Origin of the sequence: Salinigranum halophilum (assembly GCF_007004735.1) — an archaeon.
GTDB classification, from domain to species: Archaea; Halobacteriota; Halobacteria; order Halobacteriales; family Haloferacaceae; genus Salinigranum; species Salinigranum halophilum.
Genome location: NZ_SSNL01000006.1, coordinates 194,687 through 219,905, shown reverse-complemented (window position 1 = coordinate 219,905; position 25,219 = coordinate 194,687). Strand labels below are relative to the sequence as shown.

22 protein-coding genes are annotated in these 25,219 nt (G+C 63.4%); 7 read left to right on the top strand and 15 right to left on the bottom strand.

Going from position 1 to position 25,219, the window contains the following annotated elements; translation table 11 throughout:
• Positions 1 to 15: 15 nt before the first annotated feature.
• Positions 16 to 849: a universal stress protein gene (locus E6N53_RS16435; protein WP_142860598.1), complete on the bottom strand. Its 834-nt coding sequence runs from the start codon at positions 847 to 849 to the stop codon at positions 16 to 18.
• A gap of 91 nt (positions 850 to 940) precedes the next feature.
• Here E6N53_RS16435 and E6N53_RS16430 point away from each other — a divergent pair, with 91 nt between their 5' ends.
• Positions 941 to 1,408, top strand: coding sequence for a 2Fe-2S iron-sulfur cluster-binding protein (locus E6N53_RS16430; protein WP_142860597.1), 468 nt, complete (start codon positions 941 to 943; stop codon positions 1,406 to 1,408).
• 145 nt (positions 1,409 to 1,553) lie between these two features.
• Here E6N53_RS16430 and E6N53_RS16425 read toward each other — a convergent pair whose 3' ends face one another.
• Positions 1,554 to 2,363, bottom strand: a complete 810-nt coding sequence (locus E6N53_RS16425; RefSeq protein WP_142860596.1) for an arsenite methyltransferase — start codon at positions 2,361 to 2,363, stop codon at positions 1,554 to 1,556.
• Complete coding sequence (locus tag E6N53_RS16420) at positions 2,356 to 2,733, bottom strand: ArsR/SmtB family transcription factor (protein ID WP_136591004.1); 378 nt, start codon at positions 2,731 to 2,733, stop codon at positions 2,356 to 2,358. The genes E6N53_RS16425 and E6N53_RS16420 overlap by 8 nt, the downstream gene beginning before the upstream one ends.
• Positions 2,734 to 2,992: 259 nt before the next feature.
• Between E6N53_RS16420 and E6N53_RS16415 the strand changes: the two genes are divergently transcribed.
• Together E6N53_RS16415 and E6N53_RS16410 are read left to right on the top strand one after the other, a co-directional pair.
• A complete protein-coding gene (locus tag E6N53_RS16415) occupies positions 2,993 to 3,799 on the top strand; it encodes an N-acyl homoserine lactonase family protein (RefSeq protein ID WP_142860595.1) in 807 nt (268 codons plus the stop codon).
• Entirely contained in the window at positions 3,796 to 5,109 is a 1,314-nt protein-coding gene (locus E6N53_RS16410) for a hydroxyacid-oxoacid transhydrogenase (protein ID WP_136591006.1), read from the top strand. The genes E6N53_RS16415 and E6N53_RS16410 overlap by 4 nt, the downstream gene beginning before the upstream one ends.
• A 106-nt stretch (positions 5,110 to 5,215) precedes the next feature.
• On the opposite strand, the gene E6N53_RS16405 is transcribed toward E6N53_RS16410, so the two are convergent.
• Positions 5,216 to 5,419, bottom strand: coding sequence for a hypothetical protein (locus E6N53_RS16405; RefSeq protein WP_142860594.1), 204 nt, complete (start codon positions 5,417 to 5,419; stop codon positions 5,216 to 5,218).
• Positions 5,420 to 5,591: 172 nt separating this feature from the next.
• Positions 5,592 to 6,977, bottom strand: coding sequence for a PD-(D/E)XK nuclease family protein (locus tag E6N53_RS16400; RefSeq protein ID WP_142860593.1), 1,386 nt, complete (start codon positions 6,975 to 6,977; stop codon positions 5,592 to 5,594).
• 337 nt (positions 6,978 to 7,314) lie between these two features.
• On the opposite strand from E6N53_RS16400, the gene E6N53_RS16395 reads away from it, so the two are divergent.
• Entirely contained in the window at positions 7,315 to 8,154 is an 840-nt protein-coding gene (locus E6N53_RS16395; RefSeq protein ID WP_161596579.1) for a hypothetical protein, read from the top strand.
• Positions 8,155 to 8,418: 264 nt separating this feature from the next.
• On the opposite strand, the gene E6N53_RS16390 is transcribed toward E6N53_RS16395, so the two are convergent.
• Positions 8,419 to 9,621, bottom strand: a complete 1,203-nt coding sequence (locus tag E6N53_RS16390) for an AGE family epimerase/isomerase (RefSeq protein WP_142860591.1) — start codon at positions 9,619 to 9,621, stop codon at positions 8,419 to 8,421.
• Positions 9,622 to 10,495: 874 nt separating this feature from the next.
• On the opposite strand from E6N53_RS16390, the gene E6N53_RS16385 reads away from it, so the two are divergent.
• Complete coding sequence (locus E6N53_RS16385; RefSeq protein ID WP_142860590.1) at positions 10,496 to 11,629, top strand: PfkB family carbohydrate kinase; 1,134 nt, start codon at positions 10,496 to 10,498, stop codon at positions 11,627 to 11,629.
• Between the two features lie 251 nt (positions 11,630 to 11,880).
• Here E6N53_RS16385 and E6N53_RS16380 read toward each other — a convergent pair whose 3' ends face one another.
• The 5 genes from E6N53_RS16380 to E6N53_RS16360 form a co-directional block, all read right to left on the bottom strand.
• Positions 11,881 to 12,912, bottom strand: a complete 1,032-nt coding sequence (locus tag E6N53_RS16380) for an NAD(P)-dependent alcohol dehydrogenase (protein WP_142860589.1) — start codon at positions 12,910 to 12,912, stop codon at positions 11,881 to 11,883.
• Positions 12,913 to 13,310: 398 nt separating this feature from the next.
• Positions 13,311 to 14,483: an ABC transporter ATP-binding protein gene (locus E6N53_RS16375; RefSeq protein WP_136591013.1), complete on the bottom strand. Its 1,173-nt coding sequence runs from the start codon at positions 14,481 to 14,483 to the stop codon at positions 13,311 to 13,313.
• Positions 14,484 to 14,583: 100 nt separating this feature from the next.
• Positions 14,584 to 15,459, bottom strand: a complete 876-nt coding sequence (locus E6N53_RS16370; RefSeq protein ID WP_136591014.1) for a carbohydrate ABC transporter permease — start codon at positions 15,457 to 15,459, stop codon at positions 14,584 to 14,586.
• Positions 15,459 to 16,391, bottom strand: coding sequence for a carbohydrate ABC transporter permease (locus E6N53_RS16365; RefSeq protein WP_136591015.1), 933 nt, complete (start codon positions 16,389 to 16,391; stop codon positions 15,459 to 15,461). Before E6N53_RS16365 ends, E6N53_RS16370 begins: the two co-directional genes overlap by 1 nt.
• 43 nt (positions 16,392 to 16,434) lie before the next feature.
• A complete protein-coding gene (locus tag E6N53_RS16360) occupies positions 16,435 to 17,907 on the bottom strand; it encodes an extracellular solute-binding protein (RefSeq protein WP_136591016.1) in 1,473 nt (490 codons plus the stop codon).
• A 94-nt stretch (positions 17,908 to 18,001) separates the two neighbouring features.
• On the opposite strand from E6N53_RS16360, the gene E6N53_RS16355 reads away from it, so the two are divergent.
• Both E6N53_RS16355 and E6N53_RS16350 read left to right on the top strand, forming a co-directional pair.
• A complete protein-coding gene (locus tag E6N53_RS16355) occupies positions 18,002 to 18,778 on the top strand; it encodes an SDR family NAD(P)-dependent oxidoreductase (RefSeq protein ID WP_142860588.1) in 777 nt (258 codons plus the stop codon).
• Positions 18,779 to 19,023: 245 nt separating this feature from the next.
• The gene (locus E6N53_RS16350; protein WP_136591018.1) at positions 19,024 to 20,055 is read left to right on the top strand and encodes a zinc-dependent alcohol dehydrogenase family protein; all 1,032 of its coding nucleotides are present in this window, start codon (positions 19,024 to 19,026) and stop codon (positions 20,053 to 20,055) included.
• A 268-nt stretch (positions 20,056 to 20,323) separates the two neighbouring features.
• On the opposite strand, the gene E6N53_RS16345 is transcribed toward E6N53_RS16350, so the two are convergent.
• The 4 genes from E6N53_RS16345 to E6N53_RS16330 all read right to left on the bottom strand — a co-directional run bounded on the left by E6N53_RS16345 (position 20,324) and on the right by E6N53_RS16330 (position 25,142).
• Entirely contained in the window at positions 20,324 to 21,361 is a 1,038-nt protein-coding gene (locus tag E6N53_RS16345; protein ID WP_201741171.1) for an ABC transporter permease, read from the bottom strand.
• 21 nt (positions 21,362 to 21,382) lie between these two features.
• The gene (locus tag E6N53_RS16340; protein WP_142860587.1) at positions 21,383 to 22,621 is read right to left on the bottom strand and encodes a sugar ABC transporter substrate-binding protein; all 1,239 of its coding nucleotides are present in this window, start codon (positions 22,619 to 22,621) and stop codon (positions 21,383 to 21,385) included.
• 240 nt (positions 22,622 to 22,861) lie between these two features.
• Positions 22,862 to 23,692, bottom strand: a complete 831-nt coding sequence (locus E6N53_RS16335) for an ATP-binding cassette domain-containing protein (protein ID WP_142860586.1) — start codon at positions 23,690 to 23,692, stop codon at positions 22,862 to 22,864.
• Positions 23,693 to 23,828: 136 nt separating this feature from the next.
• Positions 23,829 to 25,142: a nickel pincer cofactor-dependent isomerase, group 22 gene (locus E6N53_RS16330; protein ID WP_142860585.1), complete on the bottom strand. Its 1,314-nt coding sequence runs from the start codon at positions 25,140 to 25,142 to the stop codon at positions 23,829 to 23,831.
• Positions 25,143 to 25,219: the final 77 nt, after the last annotated feature.

Sequence of the window (25,219 nt, the reverse complement as noted above, 5' to 3'; positions counted from 1 at the left end):
GGCAGTCGGGTACTCTCATTCGGTGTCTTGTCGGACGGTGAGGACGGGCGCATCGCTCGTGCGCAAGACCCGCTCGGTGACGCTTCCAAGGAGATGCCGGCGTATCCCCGAGCGCCCGTGTGTCCCCATCGTGATGAGGTCTATTCCATGCGCACTGACGAACTCGTTGATCACCTCGTGGGGTGTCCCGGGTTGCACGTGAGTGGTCAGGGTGACGTTGCGGTCCGCTGCACGCTCCGAAACTGCTTCGAGCACCTCGACCGCTTCGTCACGGAGTGGGTCACCGACCGGTGGAAGTCCCCTCTCACCTTCGATCACACAGAGGACGCGTACGGCGGCTCCCAAGCGTTCTGCGATGGCTATTCCGTGTTCGACCGCAGCAGTCGCACCGGGGCTCCCGTCTGTCGGGACGAGTATCTTATCGTATCCCTCTCGTTCTCGACCGATTGCATGCGGTGGCACTGCTAACACGGGGTCGTTGCTCAACCGGATCACACGCTCTGTGACACTGCCGAGGAGGACACGACTCAGTCCACGTCGCCCGTGAGTGCCCATGACGATGAGGTCGATATCGTTCTCTGACGCGTAGGATAAGATCGCTTCGTACGGACTCCCGTACTCGAGGGCTGAGTGGCAGGAACGGTCTGATTCCTGCTCGATGAGTTCCTCGAGTTTCGAGATGGCGTCTCTAGCCTGTGCCTCCGCGAGTCGCTCGGTGCGTTCGGTCTCACCAGCGACGCTGATGACGTGAACGGACGCGTCGACTGCCTTTGCGATCACGAGTCCATGGCGAGCGGCGGCTTCTGCAGATGGGCTTCCGTCGGTCGGAACGAGTATTCGGTCGTACATGGAGACCTCTTGACGGCCACCGTACTATGTTCTTGTGTACCATGAGCTGTGACACCATGACTTATGCAGATGCCTCGTCTCTCTCAACGGTATGGACGAACGACAGAACTCCAATGCGTGCCGAGCGTCGAGCGTCCCGACGACGAGCGCTGTACCCTCTCGAGACCTGCCCGACGAGGAACGTCGCCGTCTGCTGACTACGATGGGTGGTGTCGGCGTCACCGTGCTCGCCGGATGTCTCGGTGACGGTGAGAGCGACGCCCCCTCGTACACCGTGGTATTTCTCGACCGAGACGAACGGACCGAGGTCGAGATATCCGAAGACGAGAAACTGCTGTACCCCGCACTCGACGCCGGTGTCGACATTCCGTATGCGTGTGAAGTGGGCAGATGTGGACAGTGTACTGGGAAGTACGACGGCGATGCCAACGAGGTAGTCACCCACGACGGGAACCAGTTCCTCGACGAGGACCAGATCGAGGCAGGATGGCTTTTGACGTGCGTTGCGTATCCCAGGGACAATTTCGAGCTCGAAGTCACCCACCCAGACGACGAGTGACCGCGCTCACGCGGATGCGTTCGGCTCGTCGCTATCCAGACGGGCGTGGAGGCCGTACGCTGGTTTGACGAGTACGTTGGCGAACGCGACCGAGCGCACGGCAGACCAACAGTACGTCGGTTTGCCGGAGGCGCGAGAGACCGAGTCAGGTCGGCTTGACCGCTTCGATGGTCGCCGAGACCACGTATTCACTCACGTCTCGGTCCGCGTCCCACTCGCTGATGAACGCCTCACTCTCTTCGTCCGATTCGACTCGTATCGCCTCGAACCCGGCTTCCGAGAGCATGCGCTCTACCTCCGGTATCGGCGACGCCCCCGCAACACAGGAGGCGACCGACTCGGGGTCGGCGTGGACATCGTCAGGCAACTCGGCGGTCAGTACCACGTCCGAGATGGCGAGTCGTCCACCGGCACGAAGGGCGCGGAAGGCCTCGTGGAACACCTGCTGTTTGTCGGGCGAGAGGTTGACCACGCAGTTCGAGATGATGACGTCGACCGCCCCGTCGGCGACCGGGAGGTGTTCGATCTCGCCGAGTCGGAACGCCACGTTGTTCACGTCGTTCTTCGTGACGTTGTCGCGGGCTTTCTCGACCATCTCGGGCGTCATGTCGACGCCGATGACCCGTCCGGCCTCTCCGACTTCGCGGGCCGCGAGGAAACAGTCGAAGCCCGCGCCGGAGCCGAGGTCGAGGACGGTCTCTCCGGGTTGCAGGGAGGCAATCGCGTTCGGATTTCCGCATCCGAGTCCCAGGTTCGCACCCTCGGCGACGGCGGCGTCTTCGTCTGCGGAGTACCCGAGTTGCTGCGTCAACTCCTCGTCAGACGTGGAAGCTGACCCGCCACAGCAACTCGACGAGTCGCTCGCAATCTGCGCGTACCGTCGTCGGACTGTGCGCCGCTGTTCGTCGGGGGCGAGCCCGTCGGTCCGTGAATCCGAGAGGGGCTGTTCACTCATCCGGCTCACCTCGCGTCTCGTCGAGCGTGTTCAGGAGGGTCATCGCTCGGGGTGTCACAGCGTAGTATCGCCATCGTCCGTCTTTGCGCCGAGAGACGAGTCCGGCGGCGTACAGCCGCGAGAGTGCCTGACTGACGGCGCTCTGACTGACGCCGAGTGCAGGTTCGAGTTCACAGACGCAGACGCCGCCGTCCGCGTCCGCGTCAGCGATTAGTCTGAGCGCTTCGTAGCGCGTGTCGTTCCCGAGGGCCGTGAGAACCTGCACGTCCGAGGCGAGTTCCGACTCCGTCAGTGCGTGCTGTGCGGTCTGACAGCACTCGCCACTAGCTCGAACGTTCTCGTTCTGCGTCGATGGGGACGGTTGAGTCATCTTAGTAGATGCTAATATAAGCAGACACTAATGTAAGTGTTTCGCAGAGGGAGAGCCACTGGACCGGTCCGGCGTCGGAATCCTGGACGTGAGTCGGTGGCGTTCCGCTGGCGTGTGAACTGGTGGCCGCCGTGCGCGCGTCCGCTGTCGAGGACGGGGCGGCCGGGTTCGACCGCGAGTGATGACTGCGAGTCGGAGACGACTGAACCGGTCGCAATATTCACCAACTTTTATGTAATACTGTCGTCGGTGTTGTGGCATGGTAGACGCAGCGGTGCACGTCATCGACCGCGGTGGGCTGTACTGTGATATGAATTACATGATGGAGGCGAACACGATCGGCACACACGACGAGCCGAATCCGGACACGGAGTACGGGGAGATTCCCGTGTGGAACCTCGTCATCGACCATCCCGAGGGGACGATTCTCTGGGACACCGGCTCCCACCACGATGCGGCTGACGGCCACTGGCCCGAAGGGCTGGTCCAGGCGTTCTATCCGCACGATGCCAGCGAACACCGGCTCGACGACGACCTGGCGGCGGCGGGGTATTCCATCGACGATATCGATGCCGTGTTCCAGAGCCACCTCCACCTCGACCACGCTGGTGGGCTCGAGTTCTTCGCCGGCACCGACACCCCGGTGTACGTCCACGAGGAGGAGCTGAAGTTCGCGTACTACAGCGCGAAGACCGACGAGGGCAGCGGCGCGTACGTCCTCGAGGACTTCGATCACGACCTCAACTGGCAGGTACTCCACCGCGACCGCGAGGAACACTTCACCGACCTGGAGTTCGTCCGATTCCCGGGCCACACGCCCGGGTTGACCGGCTCAATGATCCACCTCGACGACGACGGGACGGTCGTCTTCACCGGCGACCAGGCGTACATGGACGAGAACTACGAGAACGGGACGCCGCTCGGCGGCCCCCTCGTCTGGGGGAAGACCGAGTGGGCCGAGAGCATGGATCGAATCCACGACCTAGAGCGGCGCCACGACGCGGAGGTCGTCTTCGGTCACGACCCAGCACAGTTCGAGGAGATACAACCAGGGTGGGGACTGTGAGCTACGAGCGCTCCGTCTCGGCGGACCCACATCAACTCTCGCCGGAGACCGTCTGGGAGGTACAGATGCCCGCGATTCGCGTTGGTGCCGGCGCGGCCGACGAGCTCGGCTATCAGCTCGACCAGATCGGGGCGCGAGGCGACGAACGAGGGTTGATCGTCACCGACGAGACCCTCGTCTCGCTGGGCCACGTCGGCCGGGTCGCCGACGAACTCGAAGCTGATGGGTTCGACGTCGACGTGTTCGATGGCGTCGAGCGAGAACCCAGTATCGGTGCCGTCGAGGAGTGTATCGAGTTCGTCCGTGCGGAGATGGGCGACGACGGGTACGACTTCTACCTCGGACTCGGCGGCGGCAGTTGCATGGACACCGCGAAGGCGACCCGAGCCGTCGTTGCGAACGGGGGCAGCCTGCTCGATTACGTCGCGGCGCCGACCGGGGCTGGCGAGACACTCACCGAATCCGGTGCGCCGCTCGTCCTCCTGCCGACGACCGCCGGGACCGGGTCGGAGATCTCCCCGGTCGCCATCCTCTCAGTTCCGGAGAAGAACATCAAAGAGGGCATCTCGAGCCCCCACGTCCGTGCCGACGCCGCGGTGCTCGACCCGACCCTCACGACGACGCTCCCACCGGACCTCACGGCGAAGACGGCGATGGACGCGCTCGGGCACGCGATCGAGGGATACACGACGCACCGCTACGACGACCTGCTCCGCCCCGAAGACCCGGCCGACCGCCCCGTCTACGCCGGGCGGACGGGGTTCACGGAGATGTTCAGCGAGAAAGCGATCGACCTCCTCTCCTCGAACGTTCGTCGCGTGGTCAACAACGGTGACGACATCGAGGCCCGAGGCGCGATGTTGAAGGGCGCGCTGTTCGGGGCGATCGCGGGGCTCACTGCCGGAGCGAGCCTCGCCCACGCGATGGCGTACCCGGTCGGAAACAACTACCACACCTATCACGGCGAGACGATCGCCGCGCTCACCCCGGCGAGCACGCTCGGCTACAACGTCGCCAGCGACCCGCCGCGATTCGCGGACGTGGCGGAGATGCTCGGTGCCGACACCTCGGGGATGAGCACGCGCGAAGCCGCCGACGAGGCCCGCGAGGAGTTCGTCCGTCTCCAGCGCGACCTCAACGTCCTTCCGAGCGGGCTCAACGAACTCGCCGGGCTCACTGCCGACGACGTCGGCGAACTGGCCGAGAGCACCGTCGAGAGTCAACAGCGACTCCTCCGGTGTAACCCACGCCCCGTGACGAAAGCGGACGTCGAGGACGTCTTCCGGGACGCGCTGTACAACTGGGAGTGAACACGGCCCGGGGCACACCGTGTCCATGGTTCCGGGGTCGAACCGGTCGGGGTCGGCGGCAGACTCATCAGGGAAGTATTGATTGGAGCGGAGCCCAACGGCGAGTTCAGCTGCTCAGGTACCCCGCATCCCACAGGAACAGCAGAGTGAACACGCCGAAGAAGACGACAACCACGACCAGTCTGGGTATGCTTCCTGGTTCGAGATTCCCCTCGAAGGGGAGCCCAGCGAAGGTGGCGACGAGAAGCGAGGTGCAGAGATACAAGAGATACTTGCCGAATGCTCGGCCCACGTTCAGCTCCGAATCCATACACGATGAAGTCGAGAGCGGATATAAATCACTCCCGGGCTCGGATGCGACACAGTGGTTCTGAGAGCGTTCGAGCACGTCGTCACGACAGTGCCAGACAGGGCGGGTTTACACAGGCGATATGCGGACGGAACGGAGCCTGGTTGCTCGGCTCCGTGGCCGACGCAGGAGACTAGTCTCGTGTGGGTAAAGAGCCGGGGAACACACCCTCTGGTTCCTCGGCGAACACCTCCCGATACGTCTGTTCGAACACCTCGTTGATCGTTACGAGAAGGTCGTTCTCGGCACAGCAGAACTCGTCGACAGCTCGCTGGAGCTGTTCGAAGTACGACCCCGCCAGATTGTGTGGGTCGAGTCGGTACTCCTTCACCACGAGTGCCGCTGCACTCCCTACGTGGGATTCGTCTACGCCCATCGTCTCGAGTGCCTCGTGGAGCCGCTCTGCGTATTCGGTCGTACACCTCTCGGTGAACACGTCGTTGAACGACTGGCCGTCGTGTCGTTTCTCCGTGTGAACGTTCCGCGCTGGAGGGAGGCGAAGTCGGAAGCTGAGTGTTCGGTTCCGAAGCGACTCGGTGGTCGGGGAGTGTACGTAGTAGAGTTTGATGGTACTCGACCGGTCGAGGGGGTCTTGGCTCCAGTACTCCGGAAGGATGCCCTGCCACTTCGGGTTCCGAGAGGGCGACGTGCGCCAGCCGGACTCCTCGAAGTCATACGTCGCGGCGACCTCACTCTCCCAGTTGTCCTTCAGGTAGGTGCTCAGGTCCTCGAAATCGCTCTCGAACTGACTGTTCGCCTTCTCGACCTGCCGAATCAGCCTGTCGTGTTCGAAGTACAGGTCGAGCCGCTCGTTGAGTTCGTCTTCGTCGATGGGAGAGTCCATTCCTTCTGTCTCCTTGACCGACCGGATGAAGTCTGTGAACTGAACGACGCTCCGGTTGGGATACTCGAAGAGCGAGTCTCCCAGCTCGGCCTCGAACCGCTCGACCAGGTCTGCCCAGTCGAGAACGTCGAACGTTCCGGTTCTGTCGGTCGGCTGGTCCGCACCCGCTCGTTTCAGGTAGACGTATCTGCTGTCGTCCAGGCGGTCGACGGCCAGTCTGCTCGTATCGAACCAACTGAAGTCCCACTCGTCCGCCTCGGCGTACGTCGTCGTCTGTCGGTCACCCTCCTCGGCACCCACCTTCAGTTCCAGGAACATCGCCCACCGTGGGTGGTCGGCCAGCGCGTTCCCGCCGCAGACGACCAGGTCGATGCGACCGTCGGACCCATCGTCTGCGAGCCAGACCTCGTCACCGACCTCGATGTGTTGTCCGGCGAGGTTGGACTGGTGGAAGCCGACACAGTCGAGGAACACTTCGAGGAGCGTGTATCCGAAGCCGTGGGGGTTCTGTGGATTCAAGAAGTACGCGAGCGCGTACTGGTACTGTCTCTCCCTCGACCCGGGGAGTATCGAGAAGAACCCGTCGGGCTGTCGAACCCCGCGGTCGAGCTCCAGATACCGCTGGATGAACGCCTCCAGTTCGTCGGCCTCGAAATCGAAGAGGTCATCATTCATACTCGACGTCCGAATCGCTCGGTCAGTCCCCGGTGGTGGTCGTGCAACTCATCACATTTCTTGGGCGTGTCAGAGATAACTGTTGACACACGATTAACTGGGTGAAATTATCAGCGTCGAGCACGTCGTCGAGTCCCTGCTGAATCGACCGTGTGCATTGGTCACAGCGTCTCTCGGCGGTGATCGGCGGAAGGACCGCTGACGGCGGCGGCAGCGTCACCAGAACAGCGGCGTGTCGTCCGGCCGAAAGACGGTGGTGTGGCCGGGAGGTCGAGTGGGCGAATGTGTCGCACCGACCGCAGAAAGCATTTACACTGAACGACCGAATCCTCGTGGCGTGCCCTCCAGACGCGCGTACCTCGCGACCCTCACAGCCGCGGGGCTGTCCGGGTGCGTCGGCACCTCGCCCAGGTCGACGACCGATTCCGCGACCGCCACGGCGTCGACGGCACCCGGCACGTCCTCGCGTCCCGCGGTGACAATCGAGGCTGCGGCCGTTCAGTACGCCTACCGTCACATCGAGAACGTGGACTGGAACGCGATCCGGCCGGCGGACGGCCAGTTCGTGTTCGTCACCGTGGATGCCAGCGGCGTGGAACCCGTCGTAAGTCGGGAGGCGTTCACACTCGTCACCGCCGACGGGGGCTACCACCCGGTGGAAATCGAACAGTACTATCCGGTCGACGTCGACGTGCCCGGAGCGCTGTACGCCCCCGAACGGGACGATGCCGACCCCCGAGGATGGCTCGCGTTCGAGGTACCGGCACGACTCGAGACGGCGCCAGCACTTCGATTGGAACGCGATACCGACTCGTGGGAGTGGGGACTCGACACCGAGAAGGCGACGGCACCACCGCCCGCGTGGGACTGGGCCGCCAGCGTCCCCGATACGGTCGCGCCCGACGAGACGTTCGACATCACGGTGTCCGCAGAAAACGTCGGCGACGGCCCAGGGACGTTCCGCGGCGCGGTGAACTTCTCGCACCCGCTATACCGGCCGAAAGGGTTCGACATCGTGCTCGACCCCGGAGCGTCCCGCGAGGCAACGGTGTCGGCGAGTAGCGAAGACGCCGCCCCGGGAACCGAACTGCAATACGGCGTCCGGACGCCCGCAGGGGAGTCAACGGTGGCTGTCGCCGTCGAGACCGAGTCGAACTCGACCGAGAGCACGAACTGACCGGCTGGATACCATCGTGGATGTAGTACGGACGAGCGTCGAGGTCGAAGCGGGAAGCGATATCGACGAGACGCACCTAAGCGGAGTCGAATATCGACGAGACGCACCTAAGCGGAGCCGAATATCGACGAGACGCACCTAAGCGGAGCCGAATATCGACGAGACGCACCTAAGCGGAGCCGAATATCGACGAGACGCACCTAAGCGGAGCCGAATATCGACGAGACGCACCTAAGCGGAGTCGAAGGTTCGAGATCGGTTCTCTCACCGAGCCGATTCGTGCTCGTCTTCGAAGACCTGAACGGCGACCCAGGCGTTGTTGATGGGGTGATATCCCGGTTCGACTGCGACGCCGTGATTGGGGCCGTCTCGCTGGTGTTCGTGCGTCACTCGTTCGTACCAGTTCCCGTGTCGGGGATTGACGAAGTGCTCGTGGGCGTAGTCCCAGAGACGGTCGTACCACTCCAGGTACGCCTCGTCGTGTCGCGAGAGGAGCGCGGCCGCGCCAATCGCCTCGGTGACCTCCCAGCCGTACTTGTCGGTGACGACCGGCTCACCCTCGCGATCGACGGTGTAGAAGAAGCCGCCGCCGGCGTCGTCCCAGCCGATATCGACGGCCGTGTCGAACAACGCGTTCGCCCGGGTGACGTGCCACGCTTCGGGGGCGTGTCGGTGAAGGATCAACAGTAGTTTCGCCCACTCGACGTGGTGGCCCGGCTGGTATCCCCACGGCCGGAACTGATGGGTCGGGTCGTCGCGGTTGTAGTCGAAGTCCGCGTCCCAATCGGCGGTGTAGTGCTCCCAGAGACGGCCGTCGTCGCTCTGGCCGAGGTCGCGGGTCACCCGCTCGGCGATCGTCGCCGCGCGGTCCAGGTACCGACTCTCACCGGTGGCTTCGTAGGCTGCCAGCAGTGCCTCACAGGTGTGCATGTTCGCGTTCAGGCCACGATACGGGGACACGTCCGACCAGTCGGCGGACGCGTCGTCCGCACAGAGGCCGTGCTCCGGTTCCCAGAAGTGCTCGTCGACGACGGCGAAGGCTCGTTCGAGCGTCTCCCGCCCCCGGTCGATGCCTGCCTGGTGCGCACGGGCACCAGCGAGCATCACGAACGCGTGCCCGTAGCAGTGGCGCGTCGCGTCTTCTGTGTCCCGACCGGCTAACAGCCAGTCGTAGCCCTCGTGCGTGTCGTCCCAGTGCCCCGTCTGGAGGAAGGTGAGGCCGTGTTCGGCCGCAGCACGACACCACACTGGCCCCTCAAGAAGACAGCCGACGCTGAAGTTGTGGACCGCGCGAGCGGTCGCAACCAGGTGTTTCGTCCGGGCGTCGTAGACGTGGCCGTCCTGTTCGTCCAACTGGGCGATGTAGCCGCCGAAGTGCGTGTCGATACACCGGGGATAGTAGTACGACAGGACGTTGTGGATGTACTGGCGAATCCACCGAGGGCGTCGTGAGACAGAACCGGACATAACGGTTTGCCGACCCATCGTCATAAAACAGTACCGCCGCGCTCCCGGCAACACCGAGGGCGCCCGTGCTGGGATGTCGGCTCTCACCCGTCGCCGCGAGTGACCGGGGCAGGCCGAACGACGCTCGGGACCAGACCGACTAGTGTCGAGTAGAGATACTATTTGTAAAATATATATTTGTGATAGTGACAGTATTAGTATATTTCTGAACTCGACTTCGACGGCATGGACATCGACCCGGAATCCACTGTGAGCGGTCCCTTCGAGAAGCGCGCGCCGCATCACCGACAGCTGACGTCAGAGGTGTCGCACCTCCCACTGACCACTCCACAGAAGGCGTCTATCGAAGCCGTGAACTCGAGACAGAGCCGAGAATCGCGGGTTCGGTTCGCGCCGTGGACCGACGTTCGGTCGCCTCCTGAGAACCCAGTCGTGTGCGCCCGTGGGACGACACGATACACAGAACTATCGGATAAAGTTGTATGACAGATTTTTATCTTTACTTTAGAAGCGGATGGGGCACCGAACGGCTCGACCTGCAGTGGCGTCCACGTGCTCCCAACAACTCCTCAACGATATCCCGACAATATCCCGACGATATCCGACACCCACGACACGACGCTGTGACCTAATTTTTTATGCGATCACGGTGTACCGCTGGATATGGGTCAGACAGCCAAACTGCGGACACCTGTGGTTATCGAACCGGGTGGGTTCGAACTCCGGCGGGATGCACTGTCCTGTCCAGTCGAGGGCGGGACACTCGCATCCACTGCCGCGTGTCGCGCACAGAGCCCAGTGAACCGCCGTGTCGACCACGCTGTCGGAGAGCCAGCCAGCCGGCGCGCACGGACAGTCCACAGGCCGGGGACAGATGGCGCCTGCTGACAGCGGCCCGGATTCGCAGACGCGTGATGCGGTTGCCTCGTGCCAGACACACCTGCCGTCAGAACCGAGCGGGGGGAGCGTCCTGTTCGGCTTCGATGGGTACGTCGACAACGTCCGAGAGGCGGGGACGAACGCCGGTGCGTCGGACAGCGAGCGCATCAGCACACTGAGCGAGTTCGGCGAGGAGATCGTGACGTCGGCGGCCGCGGATAGCTCGCTGTCAATCTCCTGGGAGTGCCGTGGCCAGCGAACGGGCGGGCACGTGAGCCATCTATCTCGTGTGTATCAGAACCTCGGGTTCGATCCGACGCTCGTCGGGATGTGTGGCGACCCGATTCTCGACCTCTTCGAACGAGAGTTCGGAGACTGTACGATCCACTCGCTGGGCGACCCGGGGGTCACCGACGCCATCGAGTTCAACGACGGGAAGTTGATGCTGATGGAGAGTGGCGGTGCCGCGACACTGGACTGGGAGACGCTCCAGTCACGCGTCGGTGTCGACACACTGGTCGACGAACTCGACGGAGCGAAACTGCTTGGAATCGGCTACTGGGCGATGATTCCCGAACTCGCATCCATCCTGGATGGGCTCCGTGAGACGGTCTTTCCGAAGCTCACAGCCCCCCCACGGCACGTCCTGCTCGACCCGGCGAACATCCGTGAGATCGACCGCGAGATGCTGGAATCGACCGTCGCGGCGACACACCGACTGGCCGATATCGTCGACGTGACCGTCTCGGCGAACCGCTACGAGACGAAGGAACTCGCGACGGTCCTCGGTGGGCAGACGGGTGACGACCTCGTCGAAGACGCCCGTGTCGCGTTCGACGCCCTGGACGTCGAACGGTTCGTCGGGCACAGTGTGGCCGAGTCCGTGGTCGTAAGCGACGACGGGACGACGAGCGTCCGCGTCTCCCCCGTCGAGTCGCCGGCGTTGACGACCAGTGCTGGAGACCACTTCAACGCGGGGCTCTCACTCGGTCTCGTCGAGGACCTGCCCGAGGACGCCGCCGTCGTCCTCGGCAACGCACTCGCACGCGAGTTCGTTCGGACGGGCGAGACCCCCACGTACGACGACGTCGTCGCGGCCGTCAGTGCGTACAACGCACAGTTCGAATAGCCCACAGACTCGGCGCTGCCTCGTGGACTGCACGTATCCACGGCGCCCTCGAGGAGTGCCGTCAGGTGGCCACACGAGCCTTCCCGTTTCCGCTCGAGTGGACGGGGCACGATAGCGAGATGCGGAATCGAGTGACCGACCTGTGCGAGGGATGTACTACTGCCGGCCGAGAGAGACCGACCCGCGGTCCGTTACGGTACGCAACGCTCCGAACGACGCGGCGTGTGTCCGGCGCGGCAGGGAGCGAACCCTCACGACTCCAGTGTGACCATCCCCTTGACGACGTTCGGGTCCATCGCGCGCTGGAAGGCATCGTCGATGTCCTCGAGAGAGGACTCGAACTCGACGATACCCTCGACGTCGACCACCGCATCAGCGAGGAGGTCGATGGCTGCCGGGTAGGTGTTCTTGTACCGGAACGACCCGAGGACGTCGAGTTCGTTGTCGATGAGGTCGAGCACGTCGAACGGAACCGTCGCCTCGCTCGCGAGTCCCACGAGGACGATGGTGCCTCCCCGGCAGACGACGTCGAGCGTGGATTCGATCGAGGACGCTGCACCGGACGCCTCAACGACCACATCGGCACCAGCGCCGTCGGTGTACGCATCGACAGCCGCTTCGAGGTCGTCTTCGGCCACGTTGACCGTGAGGTCGGCCCCTCGCTCGCGTGCGAACGTGAGCTTCTCGTCGACGACGTCCGTGAGGATGACGTCGGTCGCACCAGCGGCGCGAGCGGCTTCCAGTATCATCAGTCCAATCGGGCCCGCACCGGTCACGAGGACGGTGTCGCCCGTCTCGACGTTGCCACGGCGACAGGCATGGATGCCGACCGAGAGCGGTTCACAGAGCGCCCCCTCCGTGGTGGAGACGTTCTCGGGCAGTTCGTAGGCGTAATCCGCGGGCCAGGAGACGTACTCGGTAAACGCACCGTCGTGCGGTGGGGTCGCCATGAATCGAACCTCCTCACAGAGGTGGTACTCTCCCTCCTTGCAGTGACGACATCGACGGCACGGGGCACCGGGTTCGAGAGCGACGCAGTCACCCGGTTCGAGCGCAGTGACGTTCTCGCCGACATCGACGACCTCTCCGGCACTCTCGTGGCCGAGGACGAGTGGGTTTTCGACGACGATATCTCCGATACGGCCGTGCTCGTAGTAGTGAACGTCAGAGCCGCAGATGCCCACCTCTCGCACGGCGACGAGGACATCGTTCGGACCCGGCGATGGTCGGGGACGGTCTTGGAGCTCGAACTGGTGCGGTTCGACTAACACTGCAGATTGCATGTCAAAAGTTCACTCTCCACGCATACTAATAACTGTGGTGTGGCGCGACGAACTCACTGCCCACGACACTCTCCGGTGAGTCCAGACGGGGTCGTCTGTGTGTTGTCGAACGTGACTGAGACTGACCACGGGGTTCGCAGGCGGGAATCCCCGACAGTGCAGCTGTTCGAAATCGAGTCTCTATCGGTGAGACGTTTCCCGATGGGTTCTGAGACGGTACTCGAGTAGGTTCCGAGACTACCGTCCGAGCGGTCACCGGTCCGTTCTGGACGGATGCATAGCTCGTGTGTATCGAGAGAGTGGTTACGTGACTGCTGTACGTGAACGCGAACCGCCCTTCGCTGGCTTCTTATCGAAAATGCAAGGCTAAAACCCCGTCCTTCAGGGCGGGGAGGATGTCAACCGCTGGAACTCGGAGCGGTCTGCGTCCCGGCCGAGAGCGCGAGCGTATCCTCACGCTCCAGTTGACGCTGGTGGATCGTCTCACCCGTCTTCCGATCGAAGAGGTGGACGTCCTCGATCGGGACGTGAGCGTAGAGCCGCTGTCCCTCGGAGATGGGCCGCTTCCCGTCCACCTCGACGACGAACGTGTCGTCGTGCGACCGATCCACCGGAGAGACGTAGACGTACGAGATGCTCCCCATCGGTTCGACGACGTCGACGACGACCTCGAACCCGTTCTCGACCTCGGGGTCGTCTACGAGGTCGAAGTCCTCTGGGCGTCCGCCGAGTGTCACTTCCGACAGGTCACCCACGTTCGAGCGCATCCGCTCGGAGAGTTCGTAGTCGAAGCCATCAACGGTGAGAGTGCCGTCCTCGACGTCTCCCTCGAAGAAGTTCATTGACGGCGAGCCGATGAAGCCTGCGACGAACCGGTTCGCGGGGCGGTAAAAGCACTCCAGTGGCGTCCCGACCTGCTGGAGTTCGCCGTAGTTGAGGACGACGAGACGGTCGCCCATCGTCATCGCCTCCGTCTGGTCGTGCGTGACGTACAGCGTCGTCACGCCCAGTTCGTTCTGGAGGCGGTTGATCTCGGTGCGCATCGTCGTCCGGAGTTTGGCGTCGAGATTCGACAGCGGCTCGTCCATCAGGAACACGTTCGGGTCCCGGACGATAGCACGACCGAGCGCGACGCGCTGTTGCTGGCCACCCGACAGCTCGCCGGGCGTGTTATCGAGCAATTCGCCGATTCCCATCATCTCCGCCGCGTCGGTCACCTGTCGTTCGATCTCGTCGCTAGAGAGTTCCGTCGACATCTTCAACCCGAAGGACATGTTCTCCTCGACGGTCATGTTCGGGTACAGTGCGTAGTTCTGAAACACCATCGCGATGTCCCGAGCACGCGGTCCGAGCTGGTTGACGACCGTCTCGCCGATGGTCACGTCGCCTTCTGATTGCGTTTCGAGCCCCGCGACGATGCGCATGAGCGTCGACTTCCCCGACCCTGAGGGGCCGACGAAGACGACGAACTCGCCGTCTTCGATGTCGAGCGAGACGTCGTCGACTGCAGTCACCGCGTTGCCCCCCTCGCCGAAGCGTTTCGTGACGTCGTCTAACGTGATACTGGCCATTATGCATCCTCCGTTGTGCGGCTGTTCGTCCCCGCCGTGTGGGCGTCGTTCGTGGGCGATACGTCGGGTCGCGTTGTCGTGCTGCTGTTTGAGGTCGGGTTCATTCTTTGATCACCACGCCGAAGCTCAGCCCGGCCGCGAGGTACTTGTTCACCGCGATGAGGAAGATCGCTACCGGAACGATCATCGCCGTCGAGGCGGCCGCCAGCATCGACCACTCGATGGAGCGAGAGCCGATGAACGAGTAGACGAACAGTGTCACCGGCACTGCATTGAAGCTCGTCAACACGAGGCCGAACAGGAGCTCGATCCACGCGAAGATGAAGCTGATAATCGCGACGGAGAAGATGCCGGGTTTGGCCGCTGGCAGGACGACCTTCATGAACCCCTGGAACCGGGTCGCGCCGTCGACGCGTGCGGCCTCCTCGAGCGTCTCGGGAATGCCGTCGAAGAACGCCTTCATCACCCACACGACCAGTGAGAGGTTGATGCTGATGTACATCAGCACCATCCCGATACGGGTGTCGAAGAGGTTGAGTTCCCTGAAAATGATGAAGAACGGGAGCACGACGGCGATGGGCGGGAGCATCCGCGAGGAGAGGATCCACACGAGGACGTCCCGTTCCATCGGGATATCGTACCGCGAGAGGACGTACGCCGCCGGCACGCCGATCAGCAAGACGAGAACCACCGACGCCCCCACCATGAGGAGGCTGTTGGCGAACGCTCCGACGAACTCGCCGTCCTGAACCAGTTGTAGGTAGTTGTACACCGTCGGCAGGAAGACCCAGTCCGGCGGGAGCGAGTTCGCGTCGCCCGGGGGTTTCAGCGACATCGAGGCCAACCAGTACAGCGGGAAGAACACGACGAACGACCACGTCAGGAGCAGGGCATGTCGGACGACCTTCACGAGCGTCTCCCGCGTGTCCTTGTCGAGCCGATAAGCCGATCCCGGCTCGACGTCCTGTGTAGCCATCAGTCCCACACCCCCTCGAAGCCGACCTTCGCGATGACGATGTTCGCGATGGCGATGACGAAGACGAGGTAGACGACTGCGATCGCAGCCGCCACACCAATCTGGTTGTTGATGAACATCTGCTCGTAGATGTTGATACTCACCAGCTGGGTCGCCGTCCCCGGACCGCCCTGGGTCAGACCGTACACCACACCGAACGTCCGGAACAGGTCGATCATCCGGATGAGCGTGGCGACGAACACCACGGGTTTCATGTACGGGATGATGACGTGGATGTACCGCCGCCACAGCGGGGCGCCGTCGACCCGTGATGCCTCGACCAGCGTGTCAGGCACCGACGAGAGGCCGGCGTAGAAGATGATGAACATGAACGGCGTCCAGTTCCACGTATCGAGCAAAATAACGGTTAACAGTGGAAGGTCCGAGAGGAACGCCGGCGCGGCGAACGGCGTCGCCGTGTTGATGACGTACGGGATGATTCCGACCTCGGTGTTCAGCATCAGCCGACCGATAGTCGCCAACGAGACGGGCGCGACTGCCATCGGGAGGATGAACAGGACCCGGTAGAACGCCTTCGCCCGTCCGGATTCGACCCCGGCGACGAGAGCTGCCAGGAAGAAGCCGAGGAGGCTCTCGAGGAGCAGGGCACTGACGACGACGGTGACCGTGATGACGAACGAGTGGAACGCCCCCCCACGGGTGAACGCCGTCTCGAAGTTCTCCAGGCCGACGAATTCGGCTGCGAAGATGTTCACCGTAGGCTCTTCGATCAGGCTGAGATACAGGTCGTACGCACCGGGGAAGAAGGTAATCATCACCATCACCAGCACCATCGGTGCAACGAACCAGTACGGGAGGTAGTCGTTCCACAGGTCCCGGAGCTTGGCGACGCCGTGTTTGTTTGTCGTTTCTGTCTGTGTTGGTGTGCTCATGATGTGTGGAAAATTAATCCGGGTGCGAGTATCGTGCGTTGCCTCAGCCGCTGTAGATGTCTTCGGCAGTCGCCGCGGCGTCCTTCATCGCCTTCTCGGCGGGTTTCTGGCCGGTGATGGCCCGCTGCAGTTCCTCGGAGTAGCGCTGGCCCCATTCGGGGTACTTCCGGTCGAACGGGTCAGGCGCCGAGGCCTTGAGCGATTCGAGCGAGACCTGTGCGTAGTCCTCTCCGACTTTCGAGATGTAGTCGTCGTTCTCCCAGGTGGACTGGCGCACGGAGAACACACCGCTGCTCTCCGTGTTTATCCAGAGGTCGGTCGGTGGGGACGTCGCCCACAGCATGAACAGGAAGCCCTGCTCGGAGTTCTGCGCGTTCGTGGACGTCGAGATCTGCCAGTTGAACGCGTTCGGATTCAGCTCGCCGCCTTCCGGCTTGGGAACCTTCGCGATTTGGACGGTGTCGGCGACGTTGGACTCGTCGTTGGTCAGGCCGCCCCAGAACATGTTGGCGTCAGCGACGATGTGGCCAGTCTGCCCTTCCGCCATCGCCGCCTGGACGTCGGACCAGGTCTGAGTCGACGCGCCGTCCGGCCCGTAGTCCTGCAGGAGGCTCGTGTAGTACTCTGCTGCCTCGATGACGCCCTGGGTGTCGAGACCGGAGTCGTTGGGGAAGTCGCTCCAGAGGCTGGTCCCCTTCTGGCGGAGGAACGTGTTCAGGATGTAGATGTTCATCCCGTAGCCCTTCTGGCCACGACCGGACGTCCCGGCGACATCTTCGTTCTCGTCGATGACCTTGGCGTTCTCGCGGTGCTGTTGCCACGTCTCGGCGACCTCCAGATCGTGTTTGTCGTAGAGGTCCTGGCGGTAGAACTGGGTCTGGACCTCGACTGTGATGGGGAGGCCGGTCCAGTTGTCGCTGTAGCCACCACCGTGGGCCTGCCACCGCGACGACTCGAAGAGGTCGTTGGGCTTGTAGAAGCTCTCGTCGTAGAGGCTCTCGTCGTTGAAGTACGGGTCGAGCGGCTGGAGCCAGCCCTCGTTGCGGAACTGGTTGACGACCTGGTCCATGAAGAACACGTCGAACTGCCCAGCACCGGTGCTCGCGTCGGTCTGGCGCTTGGTCCGGAACTGGTTCTCCGGCAGGATGTTCCACTGGACGTCGATGCCAGTGAGTTCCTCGAAGACCGGGATGGCAGGCTTGATGGCCTGGACCCACGGATGCTGGACTGCACCGATGTTGATCTGGTCGCCCTCGAACTGTTGCCAGTCGATGTCCGCGCTGTCGTACTCGCTGAGTGGGATGGGGAGTTCCTCGGAGGAACTCGACCCGCCGTCCGAGCCGCCACCGGAACTGTCGCCGGATCCACCGCTCGACCCATCGCTCGACCCGCTACTCGAACTCCCGCCGTCCGAACTCGACCCGCCACGGGTACAGCCAGCGAGAGCACCCAGAACACCTAAACTCGTCGCTCCAGCCCCTTTCAGGTACTGTCGTCTACGGTATCCGTCTGTCATACGTGTCTCCGGTAACACGTTGAAGGATAATGATATTTATTTCTTTCCATGCTCCCAATATACTTAACCGTCCCAGCGGAAGGTGGTCGATGCAATGGATTGCGACCTCACAGGCAAGACTGCGATTGTCAGTGGATCGGGGCGGGGAATGGGGCGAGCGTCTGCCGAAGAACTGGCGCGAAACGGGGCGGACGTCGTCGTCAACGACATCGACGAGACGGTGGCCGAAGAGACCGCAGCCGAGATTCGCGACCTCGGTGTCGACGCGGTCGGCGTTCCCGCAGACGTGAGCGACGAAACGGAAGTGGCTGCGATGGTCGAGACCGCGACTGACGAACTCGGTCCGGTCGACATCCTCGTCAACAACGCGGGTGTGGGCGACGCGGGACCGTTCCTGGACGACGAGTACGACGGAACCTTCGAGCTGAACCTCGACGTACACCTCCGTGGCGCGCTGAACTGCACGCGCGAAGTGGTCGACGGGATGGTCGAACAGGGCTACGGGAAGATAATCAATTTCACTTCGATCCACACGAAAAACGGTGTCGGGATGTCACCCGCCTACGACGTCGCGAAGTACAGCCTTCTGGGATTGACGAAGAGCCTCGCCCTCGAACTCGGGCGGGAAGGGGTCCGCGTCAACGCGGTCGCCCCCGGGTGGGCCAACACGAGGCTGACGGAGGGATTCAGCGATGCGGTCACCGAGCAGATCCTCGACAACAACCCACTGGGACGGTTCGCCGAGCCCGAGGAGGTCGCCGACGCGGTCACGTTCCTGGCCGCTCCGGCGAGCGACTACGTCAACGGTCACGAACTCCGTGTCGACGGCGGCCAGGTCCCCATCGACAGCTGGCGACTGGACCGTCGATAGGCACTGTCGGTACGGCCCGGTCAGCTGGTCGGATGGTACCAATTTTTATATACAATGTTTGAATGTATCTGACTTGGGGTAGACCGTGTCACTGACTCGACCGCGGTTCAGGACGGAGTCACGCTCGTCCCTGCCGACGTTGAACCCCCCACCCAGCCTTACGACGAAACGAAAGCAATGATGCAGACACACACACTCGACGACCGAACAGAGGAACCAGCCCGCGACCGTCCACGGAGACACCGATGCGCGTAGCGTCGCTGACAGACGTCGGCGAGATAGAGGTACGAGAGCAGGACCAGCCTGAACCAGGGCCGAACGAAGTCGTGTTACGCGTCGGTGCGTGCGGCATCTGCACGACCGACCTTCACATGTATCACGGGTCCTTCGCCGTCGACTTCCCGGTCGTGCCCGGGCACGAAAGCGCAGGAACCGTCGCCGAAATCGGCGACGACGTCACGAGAGTGGCGCCCGGCGACCGCGTCGCGATGAATCCCACGGTGTCGTGTGGTGCCTGCTCGTACTGCAAGCGAGGGGAGACCAACCTCTGCGAGAGCGCGACCTCGATCGGCGGTGCCGCCGACCGCGTTCTCGACGGCTCGTTCGCCGACTACGTGCTCGTGCCCGAAGCCAACGTCGAGCCGGTCGGCGATATGCCGTTCCGTCACGCAGCGCTCGCGGAACCACTCGGCTGCTGTGTCCACGCCGCCGACCGGAGCGGCGTCGGGCAGGCCGACAGCGTCGCGATAATCGGCGCGGGACCGATTGGCCTCCTGTTGCTGCAGACGCTCCGGAATCGCGGTGCGGGCCCGATTGCGGTGTCGGAGCTCGACCCCAAGCGCCGCGAACTCGCCGCCGAGCTGGGTGCCGACCTCGTCGTCGACCCCGAAGCGGGCGACCCCGTCGAAACCATCCGGGAAGAGATCGGCGAAGTCGACGCCGGCATCGAGGTCGTCGGACTGGTCCCGACCATCGAACAGGCCCACGAGGTGACCGCCAAGGGTGGGACGACCCTCATCGTGGGCGTTCCGAGACAGGACGTGGCGATGGAGATCAGCCCCTTCGACTTCTTCTACAACGACCTGGACCTCCGAGGCACGTTCGCTCTCACGCGGGACTCGTTCCAGCGCGCCGTTTCGCTCCTCAAACACGGTCGTATCGACGCCGACTCGCTCATCACCGAAGAGGTCGGCCTCGAGGAGATTCCGGCCGCGTTCGAACAGATGGAGAACAACGAGGGACTGAAGAAAGTCGTCGTCCCCGGCGGCAGCGAATAACGGCCTGAGACCGCGCTTTTTTGCGTCTATCGCCGCCGGATGTGTCACGTCCGAGTCGTCCGCAACACCGTGCGATGAGCCTCGAGTGCGCCGTGTAGGGTCGTCGTCGGGACGTCCGGTTTCCGTGCACTGCAACACCGGCTGCCGGCCACACGGAGCAGGGACAGTTCGACACGACCGAGAACGACACGAACGACTGCCGTCGCAATCGAACTCCGTCGGGCGCTCGACACCCCACACCTGCTTCGGAAGGCGGGTGTCCAACGGGTCAGAGGTCCGAGAGCAGCCGCCCCCGGAACCGCTGGACGAAGGTGTACAGCAGGATGGCCGCGAACAGCACGAGGCCGTTGATGGTCTGGACGACCTGCGGGTCGATGTTCAGCATGACGAGTCCGGCGGCGATGGTACTCAGCAACAGGACCCCGCCGAGCGCGTTGAAGACGTTCCCCCGGCCGCCGAACAGGCTCACGCCGCCGATGACGGCAGCGGTGAACGCGGGGAACAGCTGCGAGGTTCCGAGCGTCGGCGTCGCCCCGCCGTTGAACCCCGTCAGGAGGAGGCCGCCGGTCGCGGCCAGCATACCCGAGAGGACGAAGACGGCGATGACCACACGGTCCGTATCGATGCCGGCTTCGGCGGCTGACTCCTCGTCGCCACCGACCGCGTACACCGCTCGGCCGAACCGGGTCTTCATCAGGACGAACCACACCGTGACGAAGAGGCCGAGCATGAAGAAGACGGCAATGGGAACCGACTGTGGGAGCAGCCCCCCGAGCGCCACCTCTCCACCGCCGAGCCACAGGTAGCTCTCCGGGAGTTCGTAAACGGACCGCGTCGACAGGACCAAGATGCCTCCCTCGAAGACGATGAGCGCAGACAGCGTCTGGAGGAACGGGTTCACGTCGAACTTGGCGATGAAGAACCCGTTCAGGAAGCCAATTCCACCACCGACCGCGAGGATAACCAGGATGCCGACGATGCCCGGCGCCCCGCTGAACCAGCTCGTGAGGAACAGCGCGGTGAACATCGACGAGAACCCCGCGATGGACCCGACCGACAGGTCGAAGTTCCCACTGATGAGGCAGATGGCCTCCGCGAGCGTGATGGCTCCGAGCCCGGCGCTCGTGTACAGGAGGAACTCGATGTTCCGGTACTGGGTGAATATCTCGGGGAGGAGTAACGAGAAGACGATAAACGCGACTAACAGGATGGGCCAGATGAGGTTGTCCAGCGCGAACAACAGCATCCGCGTCCGGTCGCCCTGCAGTTCAGAGACCGTCGAACTGACGTTGGATAGTGTGCTCATCGTCCCGTGAGGTGAGGGAGGTCAGTTCGACCCCTCGATCTCACGGTAGACGTTACCGTAGAGGTAGGGGGCGTCGGCGTTCTCCTGGGTGATCATCGCGTGCTGGCACTTCATCCAGGGCCACCAGGCGGTGTCTTCGGCCTCGTACTCGGTCATCTCGGCGGGGCCCCAGAACTGTTCGGACCACGGGTTGATGCCCTCGACCGTCTTGTCCTCGATCGAGAGGTCCTCACCGGGCGTGACCGTGTCTCCGACCTGCGGGAGCGCGCTCTCACCGTTCTCGAGGTAGCCCCACATCAGTTCGAGCGTCAGCGGTGCATACATGTGGAGGGGCTGGTCGACCGCGAAGTCGTAGTACCCGCTCCCGATCCGCTGGTTGAGTTCGGGACCACCGTCGATACCGAACGCCATGACGTGGTCCTCGTTGTCCTTCGTGTAGTACATGTCCATCTGGTCGAGCGCCGTCAGCGCACCCATCCCACTGCCGACGTTGTTGGAGTAGATGGCGTCGACGTCGGGGTTGGCCTGGAGAGCACTCTGCGTCTGAGGAGCGGAGTCCTCGGGCGTCCCGTCACTCTCGATGCGGTTGACGACCTCGACGCTGTCGGGGATGTTCTCGGTGAAGCCGTACAGGCGCGCCTGACTCGTCGTGGACTCGAAGTTGAAGACACTCGTGATGACCGTGGGGTTCTCGATGCCCTTCTCCTCGATCATCTGGGTGAACCGCTCGCCTGCGACCTGCCCCCCGGCGTACTGACCGAAGAGCGCACCCATGACGACGTCTTCCGACAGCGTCGCCGTGTCGAAGTTCATCACCGGGATGTCCTCCTCCGTCGCCGCCTCGACGATTCTGCGCGACGCCTTGGCGTCGAAGGGGTTCAGCAAGATGCCGTCGAGCCCCTGGTTGATCGCGTTGATGGCGTCCTGCGTCTGTTTCGAGGCGTCGAACTGGGCGTCCAGGATGGTGATCTCGACGTCGTCACGGTCCTGGGTGTACCACTTCGCGGCCTGCCCCTGCACGTACAGACCGGCCTGACCCATCGACTTCATCGAGACGGCGAACCGCTGTGTGTCGCTGCCCGAGCTTTCAGTGTCACCGACCGTGGTTCCCTGGCTCGACCCGTCGTCGCTGCCGCTACCACCATCACCACCACTGTCACCGCTCCCCGACTGGTTACCGCCCTGTCCACCTGCACAGCCGGCGAGGCCGGCGATGCCCGCTGCTCCGATCCCCTTGAGGATGTTACGTCTACTTGTCATGGTCGTTAATTACCGTTCCACACAAACGTGTTAGCTAGTCCCACTTAATACTTCCCCGACTGACGTCACGGACGCCCCGCTCGATGGGTGAGATGCCGACTGGCGGCTGCGAAGACGCCGTACGAGAAGACGTCGAGGGGGCAGGCTGCCAGGAAGGGGATGGAGGTGAGTGTCGCGCCGGTCAGAACGCCTCGCCCGACGTCACATCGCGAGTCGTCCCGTCGACCCCGCCGATGGCCCTCACGCTGTGGACGAACTCGACGAGGTGGTGTCCGCCTGGCGGCCGAGCGGTTCGTCGTCTCCCTCCTCGCGGGTGGACTGTCCCGAGACCATCATGCTGACCACGTCGTCGCGGGTGACGTCCTCGGCGTCGACGACGTCGACGATACGCCCCTGGAAGAGCACGGCGATGCGGTCGGTCATCGACAACACCTCCTCGAGGTTGTGGTCGATCAGGATGACCGAGTGACCGCTGTCGCGTAACTGCGCGACGAGCTCTTCGACGTGTTCGACGGCAGCCTTCGAGAGCGCGGACGTCGGTTCGTCGAGGAGGACGATGTCGGGGTCGGTGACGAGGGCGCGCCCGATGGCGACCGCCTGTCGCTCGCCGCCGGAGAGATACTCGACCGGCGTATCAGGGTCGACGTGGATTTCGAGGTGCTCGCTCAGGATACGCTCGGCCTCCTCTTTCATCTGTTTCTGGTCGACGACCGAGAGGAGGCCGCCCACTTTCTTCACCGGCATCCGGCCGAGGAAGAGGTTCTCGGCGACGGATAGTTCGTCGACGAGTGCGAGGTCCTGATAGACGGTCCCGATGCCGAGCTTCCGGGCGTGTTTCGGGCCGTCGATGGTGACTGGCTCTCCGTTGAACCTTATCTCGCCGCCGTCGGGCTGGTGGATGCCGACGAGTGTCTTGATGAAGGTCGACTTGCCGGCACCGTTGTCGCCGACGAGCCCAAGGACCTCGTTGTCTCCGAGCGTGAGTGTGACGTCCGAGAGGGCCTCCACAGTGCCGAAGCGCTTCTCGACGTGTTCTACCTCGATTCGTGGTTGTGAACTTCCGGTGGTCATGATACTGTGTGCGCTGTGTGTCGGTGTCACACAATTTTGCTATCGGTGTAAATAAGTATCGATAAGGTAGAATCGCGTGGCGTCCACCGCGTGGTCGGCTCGGCTCACGCCGCGGTCGTCGAGGGCGGGCGTCGTCTCACTCCAGCGGCATCGCGAGTTCGCCGTGTTCGTCGAACGCCCAGGGCTGGTCCTCGTGGACGTGGACGTCGTCTCGGTCGGCGAGTTCCTCGGCGACCGGTTTCGACACCCACAGCTCTTCGGGCGCGAGGGTGTTCTCGATGCGGGCGATGCGGAGCTCACTCGCACTGGCGACGCCAGTCATCGACGCCGAAAGCACGAACGCCGTCGCATCACTCGGGACGACAAAGGGGAGTTTCGCTCGGCTCGGTTCGCCGCTGGTCACGATGTTGACGTACGTGTCGTCGAAGTCGACGGCTGCCGCGACGTCACGGTGGACGAGGTCCGCGAGGCCCATGCCGAGCGCGTTTCCGTGCGACGCCGGCGTCAGTGACCGTACGTAGACCCGGCTCAGCGCTGGCGTGTCGAGTTCGACCTGTCCGAGGAAGTTGACGCGGCCGATGACGTTGGTATCGAGGCCGGTCCCGCTGACCTCTTTGCCCATCTCGTCGACGACGAGCAGGTCGAGGTCGTCGACCGGCAGTTCGGGGAACAGTTCCTTCGAGCGCGCCAACAGGTCCGGTTCCACGTCGAGGATGTCCGCGGCGGGAACCCCCTCGATGGCGGCCGCCCGCTCCTCGGCGTTCTCGATGAGACCGACACCGCCGACGATGGGCGTCTCCTCGATGAGGATTCCAGCCCACTCCGGGATGACCTCTGCGAACCCCCGGTCGAGTGCGGCGTTGTGCATGTTGTCGGCACCGCGTTGTTTGCCGAGGCCGACGACGGCCATCTTGCAGAGCCCGCTCTCGACGTCTCCCTCGAAGTCCGTGTGGAGTTTGACCCGGTTGACGAGCAGGACGGCGTCGGCCTCCAGTGCATCTTCGGCAGCGTACACCGGTCGGCCGGTCGAGTCGCTGCCCACCTGGTCGACGGCGAGTGACGACCGAATCTCACAGCCGAGTCGCTCCGGCGTGATTCCGAGCGTCGCGAGCGTCTCGCGCTGTCCCTCCGGAGTCGCTCCCCCGTGACTCCCCATCGCGGGGAAGACGAACGGCTCGAGCCCGCGTGACTGGAGTTCCGAGACGATAGCTTCGAGGACCGCCGGCAGGTCCTCGATGCCTCGACTCCCGGCCGTGATGCCGACCGTACTCCCCGACTCGAGTTCGTCGAGTGCCGCGATGTCGTCTACCGCACCGGTCGTGGCTGCCGTGACGTCCGAGACAGTGGGATGGTCGCGGACGCGACTGACACGGTACGCACGGGGGAGGTCGGACAGTTCGACGTCGTTGGTCGACTCTAGCCGGTCACGACCGGGAAACTCGAACTCCATGGATACGCGACTCAATGCAGATGAGGTGCTTATGTTTTGCCCCTCGAAGACGAGGCGGAGACCGGGCGAACGTTTCT